Origin of the sequence: Burkholderia cepacia ATCC 25416, assembly GCF_001411495.1 — a bacterium.
GTDB classification, from domain to species: Bacteria; Pseudomonadota; Gammaproteobacteria; order Burkholderiales; family Burkholderiaceae; genus Burkholderia; species Burkholderia cepacia.
Genome location: NZ_CP012982.1, coordinates 1,540,727 through 1,564,580 on the forward strand (window position 1 = coordinate 1,540,727; position 23,854 = coordinate 1,564,580).

Annotated in this window: 19 protein-coding genes; 15 read left to right on the forward strand and 4 right to left on the reverse strand. The window is 67.7% G+C overall.

Features of this window, described 5'->3' with window-relative positions; all coding sequences use genetic code 11:
* Positions 1-31: 31 nt before the first annotated feature.
* Positions 32-1,243 (forward strand): MFS transporter, encoded by a 1,212-nt coding sequence (locus tag APZ15_RS24255; protein ID WP_226816282.1) that lies wholly within the window; start codon positions 32-34, stop codon positions 1,241-1,243.
* A 117-nt stretch (positions 1,244-1,360) separates the two neighbouring features.
* On the opposite strand, the gene APZ15_RS24260 is transcribed toward APZ15_RS24255, so the two are convergent.
* From APZ15_RS24260 to APZ15_RS24270, 3 genes are all read right to left on the reverse strand, one after another.
* Positions 1,361-1,567, reverse strand: coding sequence for a YbdD/YjiX family protein (locus APZ15_RS24260; protein ID WP_006480280.1), 207 nt, complete (start codon positions 1,565-1,567; stop codon positions 1,361-1,363).
* 12 nt (positions 1,568-1,579) lie between these two features.
* On the reverse strand, positions 1,580-3,658 hold the full coding sequence (locus APZ15_RS24265) for a carbon starvation CstA family protein (protein WP_027790302.1): 2,079 nt from the start codon (positions 3,656-3,658) through the stop codon (positions 1,580-1,582).
* A 443-nt stretch (positions 3,659-4,101) separates the two neighbouring features.
* Positions 4,102-6,348, reverse strand: a complete 2,247-nt coding sequence (locus tag APZ15_RS24270) for a carbohydrate-binding protein (RefSeq protein WP_226153315.1) — start codon at positions 6,346-6,348, stop codon at positions 4,102-4,104.
* Positions 6,349-6,640: 292 nt separating this feature from the next.
* Here APZ15_RS24270 and APZ15_RS24275 point away from each other — a divergent pair, with 292 nt between their 5' ends.
* Positions 6,641-8,953, forward strand: coding sequence for an ATP-binding protein (locus tag APZ15_RS24275; protein ID WP_027790301.1), 2,313 nt, complete (start codon positions 6,641-6,643; stop codon positions 8,951-8,953).
* A 139-nt stretch (positions 8,954-9,092) separates the two neighbouring features.
* On the opposite strand, the gene APZ15_RS24280 is transcribed toward APZ15_RS24275, so the two are convergent.
* Positions 9,093-12,041 carry a glycosyl hydrolase family 18 protein gene (locus APZ15_RS24280; RefSeq protein WP_269465410.1) on the reverse strand — a complete coding sequence of 983 codons (2,949 nt, stop codon included), beginning with the start codon at positions 12,039-12,041 and terminating at the stop codon, positions 9,093-9,095.
* 304 nt (positions 12,042-12,345) lie between these two features.
* On the opposite strand from APZ15_RS24280, the gene gbpA reads away from it, so the two are divergent.
* The 13 genes from gbpA (at position 12,346) to APZ15_RS24345 (ending at position 23,850) form a co-directional block, all read left to right on the forward strand.
* On the forward strand, positions 12,346-13,806 hold the full coding sequence (gene gbpA, locus APZ15_RS24285; RefSeq protein WP_027790299.1) for an N-acetylglucosamine-binding protein GbpA: 1,461 nt from the start codon (positions 12,346-12,348) through the stop codon (positions 13,804-13,806).
* A 270-nt stretch (positions 13,807-14,076) separates the two neighbouring features.
* On the forward strand, positions 14,077-14,517 hold the full coding sequence (gene gspG, locus APZ15_RS24290) for a type II secretion system major pseudopilin GspG (protein WP_027790298.1): 441 nt from the start codon (positions 14,077-14,079) through the stop codon (positions 14,515-14,517).
* Positions 14,492-15,001, forward strand: a complete 510-nt coding sequence (locus tag APZ15_RS24295; RefSeq protein ID WP_027790297.1) for a lytic transglycosylase domain-containing protein — start codon at positions 14,492-14,494, stop codon at positions 14,999-15,001. The genes gspG and APZ15_RS24295 overlap by 26 nt, the downstream gene beginning before the upstream one ends.
* A gap of 2 nt (positions 15,002-15,003) precedes the next feature.
* Positions 15,004-16,185, forward strand: a complete 1,182-nt coding sequence (locus tag APZ15_RS24300; RefSeq protein ID WP_027790296.1) for a type II secretion system F family protein — start codon at positions 15,004-15,006, stop codon at positions 16,183-16,185.
* Positions 16,186-16,239: 54 nt separating this feature from the next.
* Positions 16,240-17,874: a GspE/PulE family protein gene (locus APZ15_RS24305; RefSeq protein WP_027790295.1), complete on the forward strand. Its 1,635-nt coding sequence runs from the start codon at positions 16,240-16,242 to the stop codon at positions 17,872-17,874.
* On the forward strand, positions 17,855-18,625 hold the full coding sequence (locus tag APZ15_RS42250) for a hypothetical protein (RefSeq protein WP_226153316.1): 771 nt from the start codon (positions 17,855-17,857) through the stop codon (positions 18,623-18,625). The genes APZ15_RS24305 and APZ15_RS42250 overlap by 20 nt, the downstream gene beginning before the upstream one ends.
* On the forward strand, positions 18,622-19,152 hold the full coding sequence (locus APZ15_RS24315) for a hypothetical protein (protein WP_027790293.1): 531 nt from the start codon (positions 18,622-18,624) through the stop codon (positions 19,150-19,152). Before APZ15_RS42250 ends, APZ15_RS24315 begins: the two co-directional genes overlap by 4 nt.
* Positions 19,149-19,703, forward strand: a complete 555-nt coding sequence (locus APZ15_RS24320; protein WP_027790292.1) for a hypothetical protein — start codon at positions 19,149-19,151, stop codon at positions 19,701-19,703. The genes APZ15_RS24315 and APZ15_RS24320 overlap by 4 nt, the downstream gene beginning before the upstream one ends.
* The gene (locus APZ15_RS24325; RefSeq protein WP_027790291.1) at positions 19,700-20,170 is read left to right on the forward strand and encodes a hypothetical protein; all 471 of its coding nucleotides are present in this window, start codon (positions 19,700-19,702) and stop codon (positions 20,168-20,170) included. Before APZ15_RS24320 ends, APZ15_RS24325 begins: the two co-directional genes overlap by 4 nt.
* 31 nt (positions 20,171-20,201) lie before the next feature.
* Positions 20,202-22,475: a secretin N-terminal domain-containing protein gene (locus APZ15_RS24330; RefSeq protein WP_027790290.1), complete on the forward strand. Its 2,274-nt coding sequence runs from the start codon at positions 20,202-20,204 to the stop codon at positions 22,473-22,475.
* Positions 22,472-22,960: a type II secretion system protein gene (locus tag APZ15_RS24335; protein ID WP_027790289.1), complete on the forward strand. Its 489-nt coding sequence runs from the start codon at positions 22,472-22,474 to the stop codon at positions 22,958-22,960. The genes APZ15_RS24330 and APZ15_RS24335 overlap by 4 nt, the downstream gene beginning before the upstream one ends.
* Positions 22,935-23,330, forward strand: a complete 396-nt coding sequence (locus APZ15_RS24340; RefSeq protein WP_027790288.1) for a type II secretion system protein — start codon at positions 22,935-22,937, stop codon at positions 23,328-23,330. Before APZ15_RS24335 ends, APZ15_RS24340 begins: the two co-directional genes overlap by 26 nt.
* Entirely contained in the window at positions 23,317-23,850 is a 534-nt protein-coding gene (locus tag APZ15_RS24345; RefSeq protein ID WP_027790287.1) for a type II secretion system protein, read from the forward strand. The genes APZ15_RS24340 and APZ15_RS24345 overlap by 14 nt, the downstream gene beginning before the upstream one ends.
* The last annotated feature ends 4 nt before the right edge of the window (positions 23,851-23,854 follow it).

Below are 23,854 nucleotides of genomic sequence, written 5' to 3' on the forward strand. Positions count from 1 at the left end.
GTTCGAAAAAACTCGTACAAGGAGTGCGTTCATGTCCGACACCGCCGTCCCCCAATCGCGACCCGCGGGCTCGCGTTCCGTGCCCCGCATGGCACACGCCGCCTGGATGGTCACCGCCGTGTTCATGCTGTCCAACTCGCCGACGCCGCTGTACGTTTCGTGGCAGCGCGCACTCGGTTTCTCGTCCGGCACGCTGACCGTCATCTTCGCGCTCTACATCGCCGGCCTGCTGGGTACGCTGCTCGTCGCCGGCCAGCTTTCGGACCGTTACGGGCGCAAGCCGGTCCTGCTGCCCGGCCTCGCCGCGGCGCTGATCGCGTGCGCGTTGTTCGCGACCGCGTCGTCCGTCGCCATGCTCGCGGTCGCCCGCATGCTGACGGGCATCGCGGTCGGCGTGATCGTGTCGGCAGGCATGGCGTCGGTGATCGATCTCGCGGGCACCGAGCGGCGCAAGGCCGCGCTGCTCGCGTCGGTCGCCATGGTGCTCGGCGCGGGGCTCGGGCCGTTGCTCGCCGGGATTGCCGCGCAAACCGCCGCGCATCCGGTCGCCCTCGTCTTCGGCGTCGAGTTCGTGATCCTGCTGAGCGCGTCGGCCGTCGCCCTGCGGCTGCCGCGCAACCGGCCCGCGCCGGCGCCAGGCGGCGCGCCGCCGCTACGTCTGCCGTCCGTGCCGGTTCACAACCGGCGCCATGTCGCCAGCGGTGTCGCCGTGTTCGGGCCGGGCATCACCGCGACCTCCTTCGTGCTTGCGTTGGGCCCGTCGTTGCTGGCACGCCTGCTTCACGTGCGCAGCCCGCTGCTCGCGGGCGGAATGGCCTGCGCGATGTTCATCGCCGCTACCGGTGTCCAGTTCGTCGCACGGCGCGGATCGATCCGTACGACGTTCGTTGCCGGCACGGTCGCCACCATGCTGTCGATGGTGATGCTGTGCATCGCCGTGCATGCGTCGTCGGCCGCCGTCCTCGTCGCGGCGGCGCTCTTCGCGGGCGCGGGACAAGGCCTCGGGCAGCTCGGCGGCCTGACGCTGATCGGCCTGCACGTACCGGACGCGCGGCGCGCCGAGGCGAACGCCGTCATGAACATCGGCGGCTACCTCCCGGCGGGACTGATGCCCGTGATGACCGGGTATGCGATCGACCGCGTCGGCTTCACGGCAGGCGCGATCGGTTTCGCCGTCGCCTTGACGCTGATCGCGCTCGCCGCGGGGGCCGCCGCGGTGCTTGCGCTCCGTCACGACGACTGACGGCCGCACGCGACGGCATGCGCTGCACGAGCCGGTCGCCTTGCGTCGGCATGAAAAAAAGGCGTCATGGCTCTCACGCCATGACGCCTTTTCGTTCTTTCCTGCCGTTTCAACCGCTCAACAGCACTTCCCTGCTCCCGACCCGTACCGCGCATTCTGACGCTCGCGGAAGAATTCCTCGTACGTCATCGGCTCGCGGTCCGGATGGGTCTCGCGCATGTGCGCGACGTAGGTATCGTAGTCGGGCAGGCCGACCATCAGCCGCAACGCCTGCCCGAGGTAACGCCCCGCGCTGCGCAGGTCGCTGCCAAGATCGCTGAACATCGCGGCCTCCCCTTAACGTCCGCTGCCGAGCGCCTGCGCGGCCGGCATCGCTTCGTACGGTGTCTCGCGCACGGTCGGCTTCGACTCGCGGCGCGCGCGCAGCACGGCGATCACGCCGTACACCGCGATCGCCACGACGACGAAGATGAACAGCCCGGCCAGCGCCGCGTCGATGTAGTCGTTGAAGATGATCCGCTTCATCTGCGCGATCGACTTCGCCGGCGCGAGCACCTTGCCTTCGTCCACCGCGGCCTGCAGCTTCGCGGCGTGCGCGAGGAAGCTGACCTTCGGGTTCGCGTCGAAAATCTTCTGCCAGCCGGCGGTCAGCGTGCAGATCAGCAGCCACGCGGTCGGCACGATCGTCACCCACGCATAGCGCTCGCGCTTCATCTTGAACAGCACGACGGTGCCGAGCACCAGCGCGATCGCGGCCAGCATCTGGTTCGAGATGCCGAACAGCGGCCACAGCGTGTTGATGCCGCCGAGCGGATCGACCACGCCCTGGTACAGGAAGTAGCCCCACGCGGCCACGCACAGCGCGGTGGCGACCAGGTTCGCGGGCAGCGACTCGGTGCGCTTGAGCGCCGGGTGGAACGTGCCGAGCAGGTCCTGCAGCATGAAGCGGCCCGCGCGCGTGCCGGCGTCGACGGCCGTCAGGATGAACAGCGCCTCGAACAGGATCGCGAAGTGATACCAGAACGCCATCATCGCTTCGCCGCCGATCACCTGGTGCAGGATGTGCGCCATGCCGACGGCCAGCGTCGGCGCGCCGCCCGCGCGCGCGATGATCGTCGTTTCGCCGACGGCCTTCGCGGTCTGCGTCAGCATGTCCGGCGTCAGCACGAAGCCCCACTGCGTGACCGTGCTGGCCACCGCTTCCGGCGTCGAGCCGAGCACGGCCGCCGGTGCGTTCATCGCGAAGTAGATGCCCGGCTCGATCACGCACGCGGCAACCAGCGCCATGATCGCGACGAACGATTCCATCAGCATCGCGCCGTAACCGATGAAGCGCGCGTTGGTTTCGTTGTCGATCAGCTTCGGCGTCGTGCCCGACGAGATCAGCGCATGGAAGCCCGACACGGCGCCGCACGCGATCGTGATGAACAGGAACGGGAACAGGTTGCCCGACCACACCGGGCCCGTGCCGTCGACGAACTTCGTCAGCGCGGGCATCTTCAGTTCCGGCGCGACGACGAGGATGCCGATCGCGAGGCCGAGGATCGTGCCGATCTTCAGGAACGTCGACAGGTAGTCGCGCGGCGCGAGCAGCAGCCACACCGGCAGCACCGATGCGACGAAGCCGTAGCCGATCAGGATCCAGGTGAGCTGCGTGCCGGTGAACGTGAACCACGCGGCGAGCGTCGGCGAATCGTGCACGTGCTGGCCGAACGCGATCGACGCCATCAGCAGCACGAAGCCGATGATCGACACTTCGCCGATGCGGCCCGGACGGATGTAGCGCGTGTAGACGCCCATGAACAGCGCGATCGGAATCGTCGCGGCGACGGTGAACGTGCCCCACGGCGAATTGGTCAGCGCCTTCACGACGATCAGCGCGAGCACCGCGAGGATGATCACCATGATCAGGAACGCGCCGAACAGCGCGATCACGCCGGGCACCGTGCCGAGCTCCATCTTGACGAGATCGCCGAGCGAACGGCCGTCGCGGCGCGTCGAGATGAACAGCACGATGAAGTCCTGCACCGCGCCGGCGAACACCACGCCGGCCAGGATCCACAGCATGCCGGGCGTGTAGCCCATCTGCGCGGCGAGCACGGGCCCGACGAGCGGGCCGGCGCCGGCGATCGCGGCGAAGTGATGGCCGAACAGCACGTACTTGTTGGTCGGCACGTAGTCGAGGCCGTCGTTGTACTTGACGGCCGGCGTCATCCGCAGCCCGTCGAGCTGCATGACCTTGCTGGCGATGAAACGGCTGTAGAAGCGATACGCGATCAGATACACGCAGACTGCGGCGATCACGATCCAGAGGGCACTGACGCGCTCGCCGTGTGCGAGCGCGATCGTGCCGAACGCGAACGCGCCGAGCAGCGCGACCGCAATCCAGAGCAGGGTACTGGAAGCCCGATTCATGGCGTCTCCTGGTCTCCAATGTGTTTTTGAGTGGATGCGGCGAGGCGCCGAACCCGCGTGACGTCGATGCGTCGTGCCGCGGTCTCGCAAAGGCCGCGGCGATGGGCCGTAGTATTCCGTGTGACCGGGGAGGCTTACAAGCGGTTAACTACGTACGCGGAGCTACGTAGAATTACGTAGAACTGCGTTCCGGCCGAACCGTGCGCGAGACTGCGGCAGGTCGTGCACGACGGGGCCCTGGCGTATTCGCGGAATTGCGGCCCGCGCTGCGGCAGGCATTGATCGCTGCGCCCGGTTTGCTGCCCAGGAGCGAGGAAACCGGCACCTCGCCGTGCGCAACGGTGCCGCGAGCAGGCGCGCCACCGGCCGATGCCGGTATTCCAGCCATCGCACGCGCGGCAGCCGGACGGGTGCTTCGCCGCCCGTCCGGCGCGCGCCCTCGATCATTTGACCTTGCACTGCGCATGCATGTTGGCCACCCCGAATTCGCGCCACGGGCCCCATTCGCCGCCCTGGCCGGGCACGTCGCCCAGCACCCACCAGCCGTTCATCCAGCGCTTGCCGGCGTAAGCGACCTTCTGGCAAGGGGCGGCGTAGGTCCGCTTCGGATCCCATGACTCGACCGCCTCGCCGGCATCGGCCTGGACCGTCACACGGTGCGTGGCCACGGACTGGCGGTTCAGCGCATCGGTCACCGTCACGCGGAAGTCATATCCGCGCTCGCTCCCGGCCTTCGGCGCGACGAAGCTCGCCGTCGCCCCCTGCTGGCTGAGCTGCACGCCGGGCGGGCTCGTCCACGCGTACGACAGGCCCTTCCCGGTCGATTGCGCGCTCGACAACGTGACGCGTTCGCCGCCCACGGCCCGTGTCGGGCCGGCGATCGACGCGCCCGGCGGCGCAATCGCCTCCTGCGCCTTCACCTTGAGCACGTGCGTCGTGCCGGCCGCATACCCGTTGCCGTTGATCACGGTCAGCCCGAACGCGTACTCGCGATCCCGGTCGGCCGGCGGGACGACCACGCTCGCACGACTGCCGTTCTGCTCCAGCGCGACGCCGGCCGGCGCGCTCCACCGGTATCGCAGGCGATCGCCGACCGATGCGTCGCCGGACAACGTGACCGTTGTGTTCGCATCGGCTTGCGCGGGCCCCGTGATGGCGGCCTCCGGCAGCAGCACGCCGTCGTTCTTCACGGTGACCACGGCGCCGTCCGGCCCGACCGAGTTCACCGTGACGATCTTGCCGGACAGCGTGTCGTGCAGCGCGTGACCCGGCATCAGCGGGGCATCCTTCATGCCGCCGGCGCTGCCGGGCGTCGTATCCACGAGCGTATTCTTCAGCGAGCTGCCCTGATACCGGACGGTCCTCACGATCACGCCGTTGACGAACGGATCGTCCGCCTTCCAGTCGTCGAAACCGCGCAGCGGCTGCCGGAATTCGAGCCACAGCTGCGTGCCGTCGCTGCGCGCGATGCGATAGCCTTTCGCACCCGCCTGATCGCCGAACAGCGGCATCAGCCTGTAGGTGCCGGACTCGCGAATTTCCGGCACCTGGGCTTGATCGAGCCAGCCGGAGAACAGCTGGTAGCTGCCGGGATAAAGGCGACGGCCGCCGCCGCCGACGGTGTCGGACGGATCGTCGACCTTGCCCGTGCGGCACGCGGCACCCACCTGCACCGTGCCGCCGACGGTCGGGCAGTCGATCAGCGAATCGGGGTGGGACGCGCCGAGCGAATGACCGAATTCGTGTGTCCACATCCAGTATCCGTGGCCATTGCCGTTCGACAGGATCCAGTTGCCCGGCTGCGCCGCCAGCCCCGCCCAGCCGCAGCTGCCGAGCTTCGAGAAATCGACGAGCAGGTAGTCGAATCGCGCCGGATCGGTGCCCTGCGCCAGCGCGGCCTTGCGGGCCGAGTCGAGCAACGCACCCGAGCTGCAGGTCGCCGGGCGGGCGCCCAGGTCGACGTCGCCGAGCACGGTCCCGCCCAGCGTGGCCTTGCCGTGGGACGCCACTTCGATATAGCGGCGCAGCGACGAATAGTCGTCGCCGTCGCCGAACACGGCCTTGCGGATGATCCCGGGATCGTTCGCCGCGGCGTTGCCGAAGTGCGCGGTCAATACCAGCGCCGTCCTGTTGCCCATCAGCGGGCGCTGCGGCGGCGCAAACGTCGCCGCCGACACCCACGCCGCCGATGCCTCGCCGCGGGCGAACTGCATCGCGACGCCCTGGCTCCCGGCCCGGATCGCGAGCACTTCGTCTCGCCCCGTCGAGATCCGGTGCGCGTTCAGCATGCCAAGACGGCCGGCCGGCCCCGTCTCGAAGCGCCACTGGGACATCTTCGCGTCGCCGCCGGCGCACGCGTCGATCGACACGCCGCCCATGCCAGTATTGCCGGCCCGGGTGCGCAGGCACATGTCCTGGCCGCGCGCCTGCGTGGCCCCGGCATTGCGGATCTGGTAATACCCCGCGCCCGGCACGAACGCCCAGTCCTGCGCGGCGGCGCCGTCGCAGGCCGCGACGACGGGATCGGCGCTGCCCGGCTGCCACGCGAGGCATTGCTCGACACCGTCCTGGTAATGCTTGATCGGCGCGTACGCGGGAGCGGCGGATGCGCCGGACGGTACCAGGATGGCCGCGACGGCCGCGGACAGCGCGGTCAGTGCGAAGGCATGGCTGAGGTTCTTCACGATCATGGAATGGCAAGGCGCAAACGGCGCGAATGGAAAGGAATCCGCATTGTTGCGACGCCCCGCTCCCCGCTCAAACATCCTCAACCCATTCTCAACGCGCCGCCCGGCGCCGCCGGTTTCGTTCCGGAGCGATTTCGCCCCGCCGCCTGCTCCCGAACGGCGCAAACAACGCTAGACTCTCCCGACGGGAAAACCCGCATGGCGCGAACCGGCAAGCATCGTTTGCTGGGGGCGCCCGGCGCTGCAGCATCCCGGTCGACATCCAACAACATCTTGTTCGAGGAAACGCCGCCCTATGCTCGACAGGCTCCGCCAGGTTCCGGGAATCGCAGCGTCGGCACGCCCGTCCACATGGCTGCTGCTGACCGGCGTCGCCGCGCTTGCGGCACTGAGCTGCACTGCCGCCGTCGAGACGCTGCTCTCGCCCGTGGATCGACTCTACTGGCACGCCGTTTCATCCGGCATCGATCGCGGGCCGCGCGACAAGGTCGCGGTGATCATGGTCGACAAGAAGACGCTCGCCGAACTGGGCGGCAGCGGGAGCTATACGCGCACGGCCTATGCGGGGGTGCTGGATCGCGTCGCCGGCGCGTCGAGCGTCGTCCTCGACATGACGATGATCTCGCCGGCTCAGGACGACGGGGTGCTGGCGGCCGCGATCGCGAGGCACGGCCGCGTGGTCTTGCCCGCCCAGATGTCGCCGGTTCACGACCGGGCCGATACCGTGATCCTGCCGGCGCGGTCGCTGCGGGAAGCGGCCGCGGCGATCGGCCAGCGCAGCATCGTGCTGGGCAGCGACCATCTGGTGCAGGGCATCGTGCCCTATGTCAAAAGCAGCAGCGGCGACGAAATTCCCCATGTCGGCCTGCAGGCGATCCGCGTCGCCAACGTGCCGCTGCCGGACAGCGACGTGCGTCGCCACGTGCAGCCGCATGTCACCCGGATGGGAAGAGTCGAAGACGGCACGATCCTGCTGGGCCTTCCGTTGCGCTTCGACCTCGCGAGCTACTCGTTCGTCGACGTGCTGAAGGGCCGCGTGCCCGCGTCGGCATGGCGCGACCGCATCGTGTTCATCGGCGACGGGATGTCCGAGATGACGGGCGTGTTCTATCTGTCGACGAGAAGCGGCGGAAGGGTGAAGCGTGTCGAGGTCGATGCGCTCGCCACCGAAGCGTTGCTCGACGGGCACCTGATGCGGCGCGTGCCGGCCGGGATCCAGCTGGTCGTCAGCATGGCGGTCGCGATCGGCATGCTGCTGATCTGCTTGCTCGTGCCGGGCCGACGCATGTACGGATTCGCGCTGGCGTGGCTGGCTGCCTACGTCGCCGGCGAAACGGCGCTGCTCGTGTACGGCGCATACTGGACACCGGTCGGGCCGTCGCTTGCCGTGTGCGTGACGATCTTCGCCGTCTGCGGCTGGCGGCGCGCAGGCAGCCTGCGCGCCGCGCTGATGAAGGAATACCGCGGGTTGCGCGGGCTGGCGGGCCGGCACACGTTCGCGGGCCTTGCGCAAACGGGCGACGCCGACGATGCGGCGCCGACGGACGACGACGTCGCGCAGGCGATGTCGCGCATCCGCGAATGGCAGTCGACCTACGTCGACGTGATCCATACGCTGCCTTATCCCATCTTCGTCGAACAGGACGGCAGCCTGCTGATGTGCAACGAACGCGGCAACGCGATGCTGAAATCGATCGACGTCGACAGCGATGCGGCCGCCCGGCAGGTGATCGGCATCGCCTACGACAAAATCCTCGCCGCGAAGAAAACCGGGCGGATCCACTCGGCCGAACTCACGCTGAACGCGCGCACGCACATGATGATGGTGACGCCGTTCGGCGACGGCGATCGTCATCGCTCCACGGCCAGCATGATCTGCCTCGTCGACATCCACAACATCACGGCGGCGGTCGAAAGCGACCGCATGACACTGCGCCACATGGCGCACGATCTTCGCAATCCGCTCTCGACCGTGCTGTCGCTGCTCGAGCAGCACAGCGTCAGCAACGGTTCGACCGATCCCGATTTCCTCGCGGACCTGCACAGGCTCGTCGACTACAGCTTGCGCGTCGCGCAGGATTTCACCCAGCTCTCGCGCGCGGAGCATCTCGACCAGGGCGCCTACATACCGGTGTCCGCGAGCGACCTGGCGATGGAAGCGGTCGATCAGGTCTGGCACAGTGCGGGCGCGAAGCGGATTCGCGTCGACGGTCCGCATGAAGACGGCGACGAAGCGTTCGTGCTCGGCAATCGCGACATGCTGCTCCGCGCGCTGACCAACCTGCTCGACAACGCCATCAAGTATTCGGACGAAGGCACGGTCGTCGACGTATGGATCACCTCCGACGAGCGCCACGTCTCCATCGCCGTGGCGGACAACGGCATCGGCATCCCGGCCGAGGCGATGCCGCGGCTGTTCGAGCCGTTCTTCCAGGTGGACGGCACGTATCGCGATGCAAGCGGCGGCGTCGGGCTCGGGCTGCCGTTCGTCAGGACGGTCGTCGAGCGCCACGGCGGATCGATCGACGTGACGTCCGCGCCACGGCAAGGCAGCCGCTTCACCGTGCACTTGCCGATGACCCGCGCGGGCACGGACGACGCCGCATAGCGGCCCGGCGGCCGCCAGAAACAAAAAACCCCCGCACGAGGCGAGGGCCGGGCCGGCATCGGTCGATGCCGGTTCGAGGATACGGGTTCGACGCCGGCCCGGGCATGCAGCGCGGGCCGGCGTAACCGGGGAGCGGGCGTCAGTCCTTGTGTTCCTCCCAGGCCTGATCCCACGCGGTGCCCTTGCCGGGCTCGTAGGCCCAGGCAGCCATCGAGCACCAGTTGGTGTACGGGAACGGCTTGCATCGGTACAGCTTGCCGTTGTTCGACACGATGTCACCGGCGCCGTACTTGGTGCCTTCCTTGTACTGCGGATGGTTGCCGCCGCTTTCGCCGCCGCCGTTGCCACCGCCTTCGCCGTTGCCGCCGTTGCCGCCGCCTCCACCGTTGCCGCCATTGCCGCCATTGCCGCCATTGCCGCCGTTGCCGCCGTTGCCGCCGCCTTCACCGTTGCCGAAGATCGTCCACGCATCGCTCCACGCGAAGCCCTTGCCCGGTTCGTAGGCCGCCGGTGCACCCGAGCACCAGCCGCTGTACGGGAACGGCTTGCACTGGTACAGCTTGCCCTGGTTCGACACGACGTCGCCGGCCTTGTACTGCGTCCCGGCCTTGTAGGCCGGGTACTGGCCGCCTTCGCCACCGCCGCCGTTGCCGCCACCACCGTTGCCGCCGCCACCATTGCCGCCGCCCGTCTCCGTCGCCTTCACGAGCACCGTGTGCTGAGCGGTGGACGACAGCTTGCCGTCGCCGACCTTGACCGAGAACGTGAACGACTGGTCCTTCGCAAGCTTCGGCGCGGTGAAGCGCAGCGTCGCGCCGGAAGGCTGCACGTCGATGCCGGACGGAGCCGTCCACTGGAACGTCAGCTTGTCGCCGTCCGGATCGGTCGATTTCTCGGCCGACAGGGCCACGGCCTGACCGCCTTCCGCCTGCGCCGGGCCGCTGAGTCGCGCGACCGGCGGACGGTTTTCGGCCGGCGGCGGCTCGACCGACGCTTCGGCCTGCGCGGTCACGACGACCTGCGCGGCACTCTTCAGCCCGGCCGGGTCGGTCACCGTCACGCGGAACGTGTAGCGGGTGTCCTGCTTGACCGCCGGCACGTCGACCGTCGCCTTCGCACTGTCCGGACTGCCGATCTTCAGCGGATCGCCGCCGATCTGTTCCCACTTGAAGGTCAGCTTGTCGCCGTCGGGATCGCGCGACTTCGACGCGTCGAGCGTCACCGTCTGCGGCCCGGTGACCGTCATGGCCGTCCCCGCGTTCGCGATCGGCGGACGATTCTCCGCGCCGCTTCCGCCGTCGCCGTGGCCAAGACCTTCGTGCATCGCGTTCAGGATGTCGCCGTTGTCCGCGTCGATTTCCCACGAGAACATGCCGCCGAGCTGGTGCTTGCGCACGTAGTCGCCCTTGGCGTTCACCGAGCGCGGATCGTCGAACGTGAGGAGTTCGCCGGTGCTCTTGTTGAACACGTACGGCGCCTCGGCCGTCTGGTCGTAGTGGTACTCGTAGCCGTTGATGCCCGCGTTGTTCGGGCCGATCATCTCCGCCTTGAGCTTCTTGTAGTCGAGAATGCCGGCTTCCCACTGCCCCTTGTGCGGCCCCTTCGCGGTGCCCGTGAACGGATTGCCGTCGGTATAGCCCGATACGCCGTTCCAGCCGCGGGCGTATGCCGCCGCGCCGACGACGAGCTTCTTCGGATCGACGCCCTGCGCAAGCAGCGCCTTGATCGAGTTGTCGGTCGTGTACTTGGTGTCCGGTCGCCATGCGGGCGCGTGCAGTGCCGTCTGGTGACCCAGCTCCGTCAGGCTGAACGCACCGTAGTAGTCGTACGTCATGTCGAAGATGTAGTCCATGTACTTCGTGGCTTCCTTGTAGTTCACCACGTCGATCTTGTCCTTGCCCGCGCCGATCGCAGACGTCAGCTCGTAGGTCTTGCCGGTGTCCGCCGACACGCGGTCGAGCATCTGCCGCAGTTCCTTCATCAGCGTCACATACAGCGCGCCGTCCGTCTGCGGATTGCCGATCGCGCCGTTCGCGCCCTTGCCGCCCGGGAACTCCCAGTCGATGTCGACGCCGTCGAAGAACTTCCAGGTGCGCAGCAACTGCTCGGTCGAATCGACGAACACCTTGCGCTTGGCCGGGTCGTGCAGCTGGAAGAACGGATCGGACAGCGTCCAGCCGCCGATCGACGGCAGGATCTTGAGGTCCGGATTGCGTTTCTTCGCGGCCATCATCTGGCCAAGCACGCCCTTGAGCTTCGAGTTCGCGGTCTGGCCGGGCAGCGTCATGCCCATCTCGCCCCACGTATCGTGGATCGCCACGCTGAAGTCGGGCAGCCCCGCGCACGTCTGCTGCAGTGCGCGGAACGAATTCGGCACGTCGCGCGCGAGCGACGCGTTGATGTTCGCTCCGCCGCAGATCGGCACGAAGCCATACAGCATGTGCGTGAGGTTCTCGACCGGCACGTTGTCGACGTTGAACTTGCGGTCGTAGACCGACCACGTCGCGAAGTAGGTGCCGACCACCGAGCCGGACGTGTTCTTGAAACGCTTGTGCGCCTTGCTCGCGTTGTCGGGCAGCGTATCGGCCAGTTCCGGAATCGTGTCGAACACGACCACGTCGATCGGCGCGCTGTCCGTCGACGCGCCGTTCGCGTCGATCACCCGGACCTGCATCTTCTTCACGCCCGGCGTCTTGACGTTGGCGATGACGGTGCCGCTCTGGGTGCCGCCGGGCGTCAGCTTGAGTTCCGACGCGGCATCGACCGCGCCGTCGACCACGGCGACCGCCTTCACGGCCGTTCCGTTGCTCCAGATGTCGAACGGCAGCGGCACGTCGACCTTCTTGTTGAGCTTGACGAGGTCCTTGTAGGGCGCGCTGCCCGCTCTCTGCAGATCGATCTCGACGAAACCGTGCGGCTTCGACGTGATTTCGTATTGCTTGAGACTGGGCTTGCCGGGGGCGGCGAACGCGGCGTTCGCGAAACACAGCGCGCTGGCCGTGGCGATCGTCGCGAATGCAAGCGTCTGGGTGCGGCCGGATGCAACGCCGATACGCGACGGATTGAGGTTGAGTTTATTCAGGCGCAATTTGATCGTCATCCTTGAGAAATTGAAAGAGTGTCTGAATCGACCGTCGCATTGTTTTTTCCCCGCCGCCCCGCGCCAATCAATCTCAAGGATGTCTCAAGAAATGCCGGTTTTTCGGAAACCGGCAGCCGGATTCTTGATGAATCGTTCAGGAAGATTCCCGCCCCCGCCGCGCTCGCGGAAACTGCAACCCGTGTCGCATCCCACCCGATGCACGACGCGCAAACGCCGGGCACCGTGCCGGCTTCGATCAACCGCTCTTTCGAAAGCAGTACCGACAGATACGATCCATCTCCTACACACCATGAACAAACACACCGCGAGCCGAACGCTCTTCAAACTTTCGCCGCTGGTCGCGTGCGCATCCATGTTCTTCGCGCAACATGCGTTCGCGCACGGCTACCTCTCCGATCCGCCGTCGCGCAACCTGATGTGCAGCTCGAAGCAGGGCCCGGCGCAAAACTTCAACTGCGGCTCGGTCACATGGGAACCGCAAAGCGTCGAAGGCAAGCAGGGCTTCCCTCAGGCCGGTGCGCCCGACGGACAGTTCGCAAGCGGCGGCGTCGTGCAGTTCAGCGAACTGAACGAGCAATCCGTCGACCGCTGGAAAACCAACGACATCAAGCCGGGCGCGCAGCAGTTCAAGTGGACGTTCACAGCGCCGCACGTGACGAAGAACTTCAAGTACTACCTGACGAAGCAGGGCTGGAACCCGAACCTGCCGCTGACGCGCGACCAGTTCGACCTGACGCCGTTCTGCACGGTCGACGGCGGCATGCAGAAGGCCGACGCGATCGGGCCGCACAACTGCACGATTCCGTCGGACCGCACCGGCCATCACGTGATGCTGAGCACGTGGCACGTCGGCGACACGGCCGGCATGTTCTACAACGTGGCCGACCTCAACATCAAGGCGGACGGCGGTCCGACCGACCCGGGCAAGCCGAGCTGGTCGTCCGTCGGCACCATCGCGCCGACCGTCGACCTGAAGGCCGGCGACAAGGTCATGAACCGCGTGTTCAAGTCGGGCGGTGAAGTACCGTCGATGAAGACGACCGTCACGATCGGCACGGCCGAACAGGGTGAACGCAACATGTGGCCGATGCTGCTCGCGAAGGAAATCAACCGCGTGCAGTCGGCCGGCCTGCTGGCGGGCATCGAGCGCGACGGGCGCATCGAGCCGGGGCTGGGCGCGAACAACGTGTTCGCCAAGAGCGGCAGCGGCATCGTGCGCACGGAGACGACGGTCGAGAAGAAGCCGGAATCGGGCATCGACGAAGGTTTCAGCGTCACGAGCAACCCGGAATTCAGGATCGAGAACGGCAAGGCCACCGCGAAGTTCTTCCTGAAGTTCAATCACGCGAAGGACACCAGCGTCACGATGAAGGTGTACGACGCGGCCAATTCGCTGGTCGGCTCGAAGTCGGCAACGATGCGGATGCAGGGCGACCTGAGCGTCGACATCGCGAATGCGAAGGCCGGCGCGCACACGGCCGTGGCGACGTCGCAGATCGAAGGCGGCACGCTGAAGCAGGAAACCGTCACGTTCAAGCTGACCGGCGGCACGGGCGGCGGCGAAGGCGCGCAGTGCCAGGCCGCGTGGAAGCAGGGCACGGCCTATACGGGCGGCGCGAAGGTGCAGCACAACGGCCGCACCTACGAGGCGCGCTGGTGGACCCAGAACGACGTGCCGGGCTCGCCCGCGACGACCGGCGCCGATCACACCGGCAAGGTCTGGAAGGATCTCGGCGCATGCAGCAAGTAAGGATTCCCGCATGAATCCCGCGAGCCGCGCGCCAACGGCGTGCGGCTCGCCCGTCCTCGACGGGTGCATGCGCGGCGTGTTTCGAAGTTTGTTGAGACATCCTTCATGAAAATTGCGGCGCCTGCATCGCGTTTGCAAAATGACGTTATCAAACGGCGCTCGGGCCCGAACAAGCCCCCTTCCCCACAGCGCGCCATTCATCAGTCGTCCGCAATACGACGACACTCCGACCCGCGAATCGCGTCGGAACTTAAACCGAGGGCATACAACGTGAAATCGAACTATCCGAAATGGACGAAGAAGCGAGGCCAGCGTGGCTTCACCTTGCTCGAATTGCTGGTGGTGCTGCTGATCATCGCGCTGCTGGCAGGCTATGTCGGCCCGAAACTCTTTTCGCAGGTCGACAAGGCGAAGGTCCGCTCGACCGAATCTCAGATGAAGACGCTCGGCGACGCGGTCACGCAGTTCAGGCTCGACACGGGCCGCTATCCGAGCGCCGACGAAGGGCTCGATGCGCTGGTCAAGCAGCCGCAGAACACCGACGGGTGGAACGGCCCCTATCTCGCGAAGGCCGTGCCGAAGGACGGCTGGGGCCGGGCCTATCAGTGGAACGTGCCGGGCCGAGACGGCGAGGCGGAGATCGTGTCGCTCGGTCGGGACGGTCGTGTCGGAGGGAGCGGCAACGATGCGGACCTCGTCTACGGCATGTAAGGGCCTGCGTCGCTGGACCGTCGCGGCGGCGATCGCCGTCTGCGCGTCCGGCGCCGCAGCCAAGGATTGCTTTACCCAGGCAGGCGAGCGGCACGGTATCGATCCCCTCCTGCTCGTCGCGATCGCGAAAGTGGAATCGTCGCTGAATCCTCGCGCGATCAATTACAACCGCAACGGCACCTACGACATCGGGCTGATGCAGATCAACAGCTCGCACCTGCCGCGATTGATCAAGACAGGCGTCACGCACGGGCGCCTGATCAACGAGCCCTGTACGTCGATCGACACCGGCGCGTCGATTCTCGCCGGCTTCATCGAGCGGCACGGCTACACATGGAATGCCGTCGGCGCCTACAACGCCGGATCGTCGGCGAAGCGCGAACCGGTGCGCAAATCGTATGCGACCAAGGTCTGGCGCGAGTACCAGACGCTGACCAGCAATCGCGTCGCCAGCTCGGCGTTGCTCGACGAATGGCGGAGGTAGCCATGCAATCGTTTCAGGTTCGGGTGCTTGCCGACGGCAAGGTCGCCCTGCAGACGATCGAAGCAGCGAGCGAAGCGGACGTGCGGGCCCGGATCGCGGCGCAAGGCGGTGTCGCGCTCGACATTCGCCGCGCACGCCTCGCCAGACGCAAGCGCGCACCGAAATTTGCGCTCGCGCTGTTCCTCCAGGAACTGTCGACGCTGCTCGATGCGGGCCTCGTGCTGATCGAAGCGCTCGAGGCGCTGCGCGACAAGAACGATGCCGGCAAGGCGTCGAAGCAGGTGATCGACCGGATCCTGTCGGTGATGTATCAGGGGCAGCCGTTATCCGCGGCGCTTGCGCGACAGCCCGACGTCTTTCCGGGGCTGCTCGTCGCGACGATCGCGTCGTCGGAAGACAGCGGCCAGTTGCCCGCCGTATTGAAGCGCTACCAGCAATACGAAGTGCGGATCGAGCAGATCCGCAAGCGGGTCACCGGCGCGCTGATTTATCCGGCGGTCGTGATCGGCGTCGGCATCGCGATCCTGCTGTTCATGGCCTTTTTCGTGATTCCGCGTTTCGCGGTGGTGTTCGAGTCGCTGACCACGCTGCCGCCGACCGCGCAGGTGATGCTCTGGTGGGCGACCCTGTTGCGCGAGAACGGCGCGGCGGTCGGCATGGCAGCCGCCGCGGCGGCCGTCGGCGCGGGGCTGGCGGTGCGCTCGGCCGCCGCGAAGCGCGCGGCACAGCGGCTGATGTGGCGGGCGCCGAAGGTGCGCGACGTTTGTGCGCTGTTCGCCCTGACCCGGTTCTATCGAACCGTCGGACTCCTGATCGCGGGCGGCACGCCCGTGATCGACGCGCTGGAATTGTCCGGCAAGGTGCTGCCCGCGCATTTCGGGGCGCGCCTCGCGGCCGCGCTGACCGAGTTGCGTGCCGGACGATCGGTATCGACTGTCTTCGCGGCCCATGCACTGACGACCTCCGTCGCCGAGCGGCTGCTGCGCGTCGGCGAACAGAGCGGCGACCTGGGCGGAATGTGCGAGCACATCGCGCAGTTCCACGACGGCGCGCTCGACCGGTCGATCGAAATGATCAGCAAGGTTTTCGAACCGGTGCTGATGCTCGCGGTCGGCGCAACGGTCGGCGCGGTGGTTCTGCTGCTGTACATGCCGATCTTCGAATTGGCCGGCAGCGTCGGATAGCGGCCCCGGCCGGCCAGATGCCCGCCTTCCCGCTTCCCAACTGGAGAATTCAAGATGACTACGCAACACCTGATTCAACGCTGGCACGCGGAAAGCGAGGCGTCCGGCATCGGTTTCGCCGAGTATGTCAACGACCTGATGCGCGCCGACGCGACGCGTCTCGCCGAAGTGGCGGCCTGCCTCGGCATCGATCCGATCGACGCCGACACGCTGCGCGCCGCGCCGACGCATTTCGACCTGTTGCCGCTGCACGACGCGCTGGCGCTGCGCGCGCTGCCGATCAAGCGCAACGGTGCACCGTGCATCGTCGTCGCCGATCCGGTCGCGCGCAGCGTGCGCGACGAACTGCTCGCGCGCGTCGGCGCGCGGCCGGTCAGTCTCGCGATGAGCACCCCCGGCGAAGTCGAGCGCCTGCTCGGCGATCTCGAATCGAACGAACGCGCGATGGACGACGTGACGATCGACGCATCGGGCGACACGCTCGCGCGCGTGACCGAATCGATTTCGCTCGCCAGCATCGCCCGGGACGAAAGCCCGATCATCCGGCTGGTCAACTCGACGCTGTACGACGCGCTGCAGAGCCGCGCGAGCGACATTCACCTCGAATCGGCGGCGGACGGCCTGTCGATCCGCTACCGGATCGACGGCGTCCTGCAGTCGATCCGCCACATTCCCGGCATCGAAGTCGCCACGCAGACGATGTCGCGGCTCAAGGTGCTCGCGGCCCTCGACATCGCGGAAAAACGCGTGCCGCAGGACGGCCGCTTCAAGATCGTGATGCAGGGGCGCGAAATCGATTTCCGCGTCTCCATCATCCCCGGCACCTACGGCGAGAACGCGGTGATGCGCGTGCTCGACAAGTCGCAACGCGGCGACAGCGTGAGCCTCGACGTGCTCGGCTTCGACGCGTCGACCGCCCGCCGCGTGCGTGCGCTCGCCCATCGCCCCTACGGGCTCATGCTCGTGACGGGGCCGACCGGAAGCGGCAAGTCGACGACGCTTTATGCCGTGCTGTCGGAGGTGAACACGGGCGACGACAAGATCATCACGATCGAGGATCCGGTCGAATACGAGCTGAAGGGCGTGCTGCAGATTCCGGTCAACGAGCGCAAGGGCCTCACCTTCGCGCGCGGGCTGCGTTCGATCCTGCGGCACGATCCGGACACGGTGATGGTCGGCGAGATCCGCGACGAGGAAACCGCGTCGATCGCGGTGCAGTCGGCACTCACCGGCCACCGCGTGCTGTCGACCGTGCACGCGAACGACGGCTTCAGCGTGATCGACCGCTTCATCTACATGGGCGTGGAACCGTCGACCTTTCTCGAGGCGCTCAACGGCGTCGTATCGCAGCGACTGGTGCGACGGATCTGCGCGACCTGCGGCGCTCCGGCGACGAGCGGCGCGGACCTGGCCGATGCGCCGCCCGACGTGCTTCGGCGCGAGGTGGCAGCCGGCGCCGGCTGCGACACGTGCCGCGGCACGGGCTATCACGGCCGGATCGGGCTTGCCGAAGTGCTTGCGCTGGATGCGCCGCTGAAGGCGGCCCTGCTCGAGCGCTCGATCGAGAAGCGCGCGCGCGCACTCGCGGAGCACCCCGACTACCAGTCGATGCGCGACGCGGGGCTGGCGGCGGTGCGCGCACGAATGACGACATTCCAGGAGGTGCAGCGTGCGATCGCTCTGGAATGACGTCACCGTGCTGATCGACGCCGATACGCTGCACGTCCGGGCGCATGAAAGCCGGCGCGCACGGCGCACCGGTGCACCGCTCGCCGTCGTCGCCCACGAGGGCCGGCCGGCCGACGCGCTCGCGCAGGTGCTCGCCGGCCTGCCGAAAGCGCGCCTGCCGATGCGCAACCGCCTCCACGTCGTCGTCGGGCATCCGTGGTCGCACGGCGTGGTGCTGCCCTGGCAGGAAGGCCTGGTGTCGGACGCCGCGTGGGATGCGTATGCCCGCATGCTGTTCGCCGCGCGCGCGCAGCGCGGTGCGTTGCGCATCCTCATCGAGGACGAACGGCGCGGCCGCGCGCGCCTTGCGGTCGCGGCCTGCGACGAACTCCTCGCGGCGCTCGTCGACGCGAGCCGCGCGGCCGGCTGGCGGCTCGCCAGCTTCCGCGACGCGCTGTCGGCGTCGCTCGCCTCGCACGCCGCCCGGCTGGTCGGCGACGATTTCCGCTTCGCGCTTCGCCAGCCGCACGTCGTGACGTGCATTTTCCGGCGTTCGGGCGAATGGGCCGACATCGTCACGTTGCCGCGCGCCGGCGACCGCCCCGACGACTGGTTCGCCGCGGCGGCGCTGATCGCCGGGCAGCCGGCCTGCGGCGACGCGCATGCATGCCGGTTCGACGGCTCGATGCTCGCCGATGGCGACGCGGCGTGCGCGCCGACGGATGGCCGCACGGCCGAACCGATGGATGTCGCGGCGGAGGATCCGGCATGAAGCGCCTGTCGGAACTGAACTTCGCCGCGCCGCGCACGCGCCTGACGCCGTGGGCCGGCATCGCGCTGTGCTGCGCGCTGGCTGCCGGGCTCTTCGCCGGCAGCGAATGGAACCGCGTCGAAGCACTGCGTGACGATGTCGAGCAGGTCGAGAAGCGCATCGAGCAGCGTCAGCGCGTCATCGAGCGCGAACAGCGGCGGGAGAAGGCCAAGACGCCCGAGCAGCGGCGCATCGAGCGCGTGCTGGCCGAACAGACGATGACCGACAAGGGATCCGGCCTGTCGGTGATCGACTGGATCGAGCACGCCTGGACCCCACAGATCGCGCTGAAGTCGCTGACGGTGGACAAGGCGGGCCGCGAGGCGCGCATCGAAGGCGGTGCCGCGGAGCTGTCGCACGTCTACCTGTTCGTCGACCGCCTGCACGACCGCCATCCGGACCGCATGATCGGCCTGCTCCAGCATCGGATGAAGACCGAGGACGGCAAGGCCATTTTTCACTTCAGCCTGAGCATCGAACATCCATGACCCACCTGAATGCAATCGACAAAACGGCGCTTGCTGCGCAGTTGCGCTGGGGGCGCTATGTCGCGACCCGCAAGCTCGGCGTGCCCGGGCTGCTGGCGGCCGGCGCGGTCGTCGCCCTGCTCGGCCTGCACGCGCTTTATATCCAACCGGGCGGCGCGCGACTCGACGCGACGCGCGGCGCGCTCGCCAAGGATCTGGCCGCGCTGCCCAAGCCCGGCCCGAAGGCCGGCGACGGCGGCATGACGCTGCACGACGTCCAGCAGCTGCGCAGCCGCGAGCAGGCGTATTCGCTGTTCGAGATCCTGTCGCAGAACGGCCTGGAACGGAAGCACGCGACCTACCGGCGCGAGGCCGAGGTGAAGGGCAAGCTGCGACGGCTCACGATCAGCATCGCGCTGAGCGGCAGCTACGCCGGATTGCGCGAAGCGATGCGGAAAATCGCCGACCAGCCGATGGTGCGTATCGAGAGCGTCACGATCGAGCGCGAAAAGATCGACAGCCCCGTCGTCAACGTCGATCTGCGGGTCAGCCTGCTGGGGCCCGACGCATGATGCGCCGCACCTTCATACGCGTCGCGGCGGCGCTGGCCGTTGCCGCCTCAGGCGGCAGCCTGGCGCACGAGTCCGTCGGCCAGCCGAGCATCGTCGACGTGTTCCCGGCCCAAAGCTGGGTGTCGCTCGGCGCGGAAGACGCGCCCCCCGCCACGCCCGCCCCTGTCGAGCCGCCCGCGGCGGAGCCGCCAGCGCTGAGCGATCCGATCGACGCCGCCGCCGCGCCGCCGATGCCGTTCGAGATTGCCGGCGAATGGCGCACGCAAGGGCAGCGCATCGTCGTGCTGGAAGGCGACGGCAAGACATTCCTGCTGTGCGGACGCCGCTGCGGCGTCCGCGATGCCGTATTGCCGGGCGGCGAGATCGCCGACGGCTACCGGCTGAAAACGCTGGGCGAAACAGGTCCGGTCGTCATGACCCGAAACGGCTCGGACATCGAGCTGTCGCCGCCGTCGCCGACCCATTGAATTGCGAATCGAACTTCTATCGAACACCATGATGAAACGAACCATCAGTCTATTGATCCTGACCTCGGCGCTGGCGCTGGCGGGATGCTCGAGCCTCCCGGCCGGCAGCCCGTCCGCCGCCGGGACATCCGCCGAACGCCTCGGCACGCTCCAGCAGCAGAAGGAAGCCGCACCGGAAGACATCCGGATCGCCACTTCCCTCGAACTCACGCGGCAGGAATACGTGCGCGCCGAGCTGAAGGCCGCCGACCGGCAAAACGCGCAGGGCAACCACAGCGCGGCGATCGACCACCTGAACAACGTGCTGGCCGAGGACGCCGGCAATCTGCGCGCCCGCCAGGAACTCGAGCAGGTCAAGCGCCGCCAGCAAATGGCGGTCGAGCTGTCGCGCGCACAGCGCATCCGCGGCGAGCAGCCGCAGGAGGCCCTCGAGATCGCGCGGCGCATCCTTGCCGAACAGCCGAACCACGCGGAAGCCAAGCGGCTGCGCGATGCGCTGCTGCGCGCGTCGCAGGCGAGCCGTCCCGTGCGCCCGCAACTGTCCGACGCGCTGCGCAAGCCGGTTTCGCTCAATTTCAAGCAGCAGCCGATGTCGAACATCTTCGACGTGATCTCGCGCGTGTCCGGCGTGAACTTCGTGTTCGACCGCGACGTCGATACCAACCAGCCCGCCACGCTGTTCGCCGAGCGCACCACCGCCGAGGATGCGATCAACCTGCTGCTGCGCACGAACCAGCTCGAGAAGAAGGTGCTCGACAAGCACACGCTGCTCGTCTATCCGTCGCAGCCCGAGAAAAGCCGCACCTATACCGAGTTCGCGCTGCGCACCTTCTTCCTGTCGCACGCGGACGCGAAATCGGTGATGGCGGCCCTGCGCCAGATGATCAAGCCGAAGGACATCTACGTGGACGAGCGCGTCAACGCGGTCGTCCTGCGCGACACGCCCGAAACGATCCAGGTGGCCGAGCGCGTCGTGATGGGGCTGGACATCCCCCAGTCCGAAGTCACGCTCGACGTGCAGGTGCTGGAGGTCAACATGAACGACAGCCTCGATCTCGGCATCCAGTACCCGGGCCGCGTGCAGTTCGGCGCGCTCGGCGGCGCGGAGGGCGCGGCGCTGACGCTCGGCGACCTGCTGCGCCTGAACCGCGACCGGATCGGCGTATCCAGCGAATCCGGCGCGCTGTCGCTCGCGATCGACACGCTGCAGAAGCAGGGCAAGACCAAGACGCTCGCGAATCCGAAGATCCGCGTACGCAACATGGAGAAGGCCAACATCAAGATCGGCGAACGCGTGCCGATCGTCACGACCACGAACGCCAACGGCGTCGTCACGGAATCCGTCAGCTACCAGGACGTCGGCCTGATGCTGAAGGTGGAGCCGCGCATCAGCCTCGACGACGAGGTCAGCGTGAAGGTCAACATGGAAGTCAGCAGCATCCTGTCGAAGGAAACGACCAAGACCGGCCTCGTCGCCTATTCGCTCGGGACGCGCAACGCGGAAACCCTGATGACCGCGCGAAACGGCGAAACGCAGATCCTCGCCGGCCTCGTCAAGCGCAACGAGATCGAGAACGTCTCGGGTCTGCCCGGCGTGTCGGGCCTGCCCGTCGTCGGCCGCCTGTTCGGCTCGAACGGCCGCAGCAACGAGCGCTCGGAAATCGTGCTGCTGATTACCCCGCACATCGAGCGCAACCTCGACCTGCCGACGTCGGCCGTCACCACGTTCCTGTCGGGGACCGAGACGCGCGTGACGACCGAGGCGCTGACGCTCGAATCCGCATCGGCCGCGCCGGCCCCGAGGGCTTCGTCGGCTTCGTCGAACGGCCCGGATCTCGATGCGCCGATCGAACCGGCGGCACCCGTCGCGAACGCCGCGCCTGCCGCGCAACCGGGCCCGGACGAGGCCGTCGATACCGCGCAGGGCGCTGAAGCCTCCCCGGCCGAAGAATCGGGCGACGCCGGGGCCGTATCGGGCAGGCCCGCGATGAAAGGCGGCAGCATGATGCGTGTGCGTGCGGAAGCGGCCGCGTTGCCGCTGCCTCGCGCGCATGCGATCGAGCCCGCCTCGGCCACGCGTGCCGTGCCGCCGCCGAAGGCCGAGGCCGCCGTCGTCGCGGCGGCGGACCTGCCGGCCGACGTGGCGGCGTCCGCGACCGAAAAGCGCGGGCTGCTGGCCATGGTGCGCTCGCTGATCGGCTCGCTGGTGTCGTTCATGGCGTCCGTCAACGGCGGCGCCGTGCCCGGATCGACCCTGCACGCCGACGCGTCCGGACGGCTGGCCAGCCGCTGGAGCGTCGCATGAGCGCCGCACGGCGCCGCCGCGCGCGCGGCTTCACGCTGATCGAGATGATGGTCGCGCTGACGCTGCTTGCGCTGCTCGCCACCGTCGCCTTGCCGCTGACCGATCTCGCCAGGCGCCGCGCCGACGAAACCGAGCTGCGCCGCGCGCTGGTCGTCATCCGGTCGGCGCTCGATGCCTACAAGGCGGCGGCCGGCGAAGGACGGATCGAGCACAGCGCCGACGCGAGCGGCTATCCGCCGGATCTGCGCACGCTGGTCGAGGGCGTCGAGGACAAGACGTCCCCGAACGGCGCGCGGCTGTATTTCCTGCGCAAGATTCCCGCCGATCCGATGTGCGAATGCGACGGCAAGGCGCCCGACGAGATGTGGGAAACGCGCAGTTACGCGAGCGATCCGGCATCCTTTTCGTCGGGCGATGACGTGTTCGACATCCGTTCCACCAACCGCAAGGAGGGCATCAATGGCGTCCCGTACAACCAATGGTAGACGTGCGCGTCGCACCGCCGGCTTCACGCTCGTCGAACTGCTCGTCGTCATGGCGATCATCGCGGCGCTGACCGCGTTCGTCGCACCCGGCTATCTGAAGCAGGGCGACCGCGCGAAGGAAACCGTGCTGCGCCACAACCTGAATACGCTGCGCCAGTCGATCGACGATTATCGCGCCGACCACGGCCGCGACCCGGCCTCGCTCGAGGCGCTCGTCGAAAATCGCTACCTGCGCGAAGTGCCGCTCGACCCGGTGACGGGCAAGCGCAATTCGTGGCGCCCTCTGGCCGGCGACAGCGGCGGCGTGGCCGACATCAAGAGCGGCGCAAAGGGAAACGCGCTCGACGGAAGCAGCTATGAGACGTGGTAACCTGCGGCAACGCCCGCGCACCCAACGCGGCATCGCGTATCTCGGCGTGCTGATGCTCGTCGCGGCGCTCGGCCTCGGGATGACCGAGGCAACGCGCATCTGGAGCACCGTTCAGCAACGCGACCGCGAAGCCGAGCTGCTGTTCGTCGGCGACCAGTATCGCGCGGCGATCGAACGCTACTACGGCGCAGCGGGGCAAAACCGCTATCCCGAGTCGCTCGACGCGTTGCTGGAGGATCGCCGGACCTTGCCGACCCAGCGCCATTTGCGACGCCTGTATGCCGACCCGCTGACCGGGTCGACCCGATGGGGGCTCGTGAAGGCGCCGGACGGCGGCATCATGGGCGTGTTCAGCGAAGCGGCCGGCCGGCCGCTGAAACGCCAGGGGTTCCCGGTCCGCTACGAGTCGTTCGGCGACCGCGACACGTATGGCGAATGGATTTTCGTTTACCTGCCGCCGGCGCCCGGCGACGGTGCTGCAAACGCGGCCGGCACGTCGGCAACCGGAGCCGCACACTGAAAGC

Coding starts and splice junctions, on each gene's coding strand:
- APZ15_RS24255 (WP_226816282.1), top strand. CDS start 32: ATGTCCGACACCGCCGTCCCCCAATCGCGACCCGCGGGCTCGCGTTCC.
- APZ15_RS24260 (WP_006480280.1), bottom strand. CDS start 1,567: ATGTTCAGCGATCTTGGCAGCGACCTGCGCAGCGCGGGGCGTTACCTC.
- APZ15_RS24265 (WP_027790302.1), bottom strand. CDS start 3,658: ATGAATCGGGCTTCCAGTACCCTGCTCTGGATTGCGGTCGCGCTGCTC.
- APZ15_RS24270 (WP_226153315.1), bottom strand. CDS start 6,348: ATGATCGTGAAGAACCTCAGCCATGCCTTCGCACTGACCGCGCTGTCC.
- APZ15_RS24275 (WP_027790301.1), top strand. CDS start 6,641: ATGCTCGACAGGCTCCGCCAGGTTCCGGGAATCGCAGCGTCGGCACGC.
- gbpA (WP_027790299.1), top strand. CDS start 12,346: ATGAACAAACACACCGCGAGCCGAACGCTCTTCAAACTTTCGCCGCTG.
- APZ15_RS24295 (WP_027790297.1), top strand. CDS start 14,492: ATGCGGACCTCGTCTACGGCATGTAAGGGCCTGCGTCGCTGGACCGTC.
- APZ15_RS24300 (WP_027790296.1), top strand. CDS start 15,004: ATGCAATCGTTTCAGGTTCGGGTGCTTGCCGACGGCAAGGTCGCCCTG.
- APZ15_RS24305 (WP_027790295.1), top strand. CDS start 16,240: ATGACTACGCAACACCTGATTCAACGCTGGCACGCGGAAAGCGAGGCG.
- APZ15_RS24315 (WP_027790293.1), top strand. CDS start 18,622: ATGAAGCGCCTGTCGGAACTGAACTTCGCCGCGCCGCGCACGCGCCTG.
- APZ15_RS24320 (WP_027790292.1), top strand. CDS start 19,149: ATGACCCACCTGAATGCAATCGACAAAACGGCGCTTGCTGCGCAGTTG.
- APZ15_RS24325 (WP_027790291.1), top strand. CDS start 19,700: ATGATGCGCCGCACCTTCATACGCGTCGCGGCGGCGCTGGCCGTTGCC.
- APZ15_RS24330 (WP_027790290.1), top strand. CDS start 20,202: ATGAAACGAACCATCAGTCTATTGATCCTGACCTCGGCGCTGGCGCTG.
- APZ15_RS24335 (WP_027790289.1), top strand. CDS start 22,472: ATGAGCGCCGCACGGCGCCGCCGCGCGCGCGGCTTCACGCTGATCGAG.
- APZ15_RS24340 (WP_027790288.1), top strand. CDS start 22,935: ATGGCGTCCCGTACAACCAATGGTAGACGTGCGCGTCGCACCGCCGGC.
- APZ15_RS24345 (WP_027790287.1), top strand. CDS start 23,317: ATGAGACGTGGTAACCTGCGGCAACGCCCGCGCACCCAACGCGGCATC.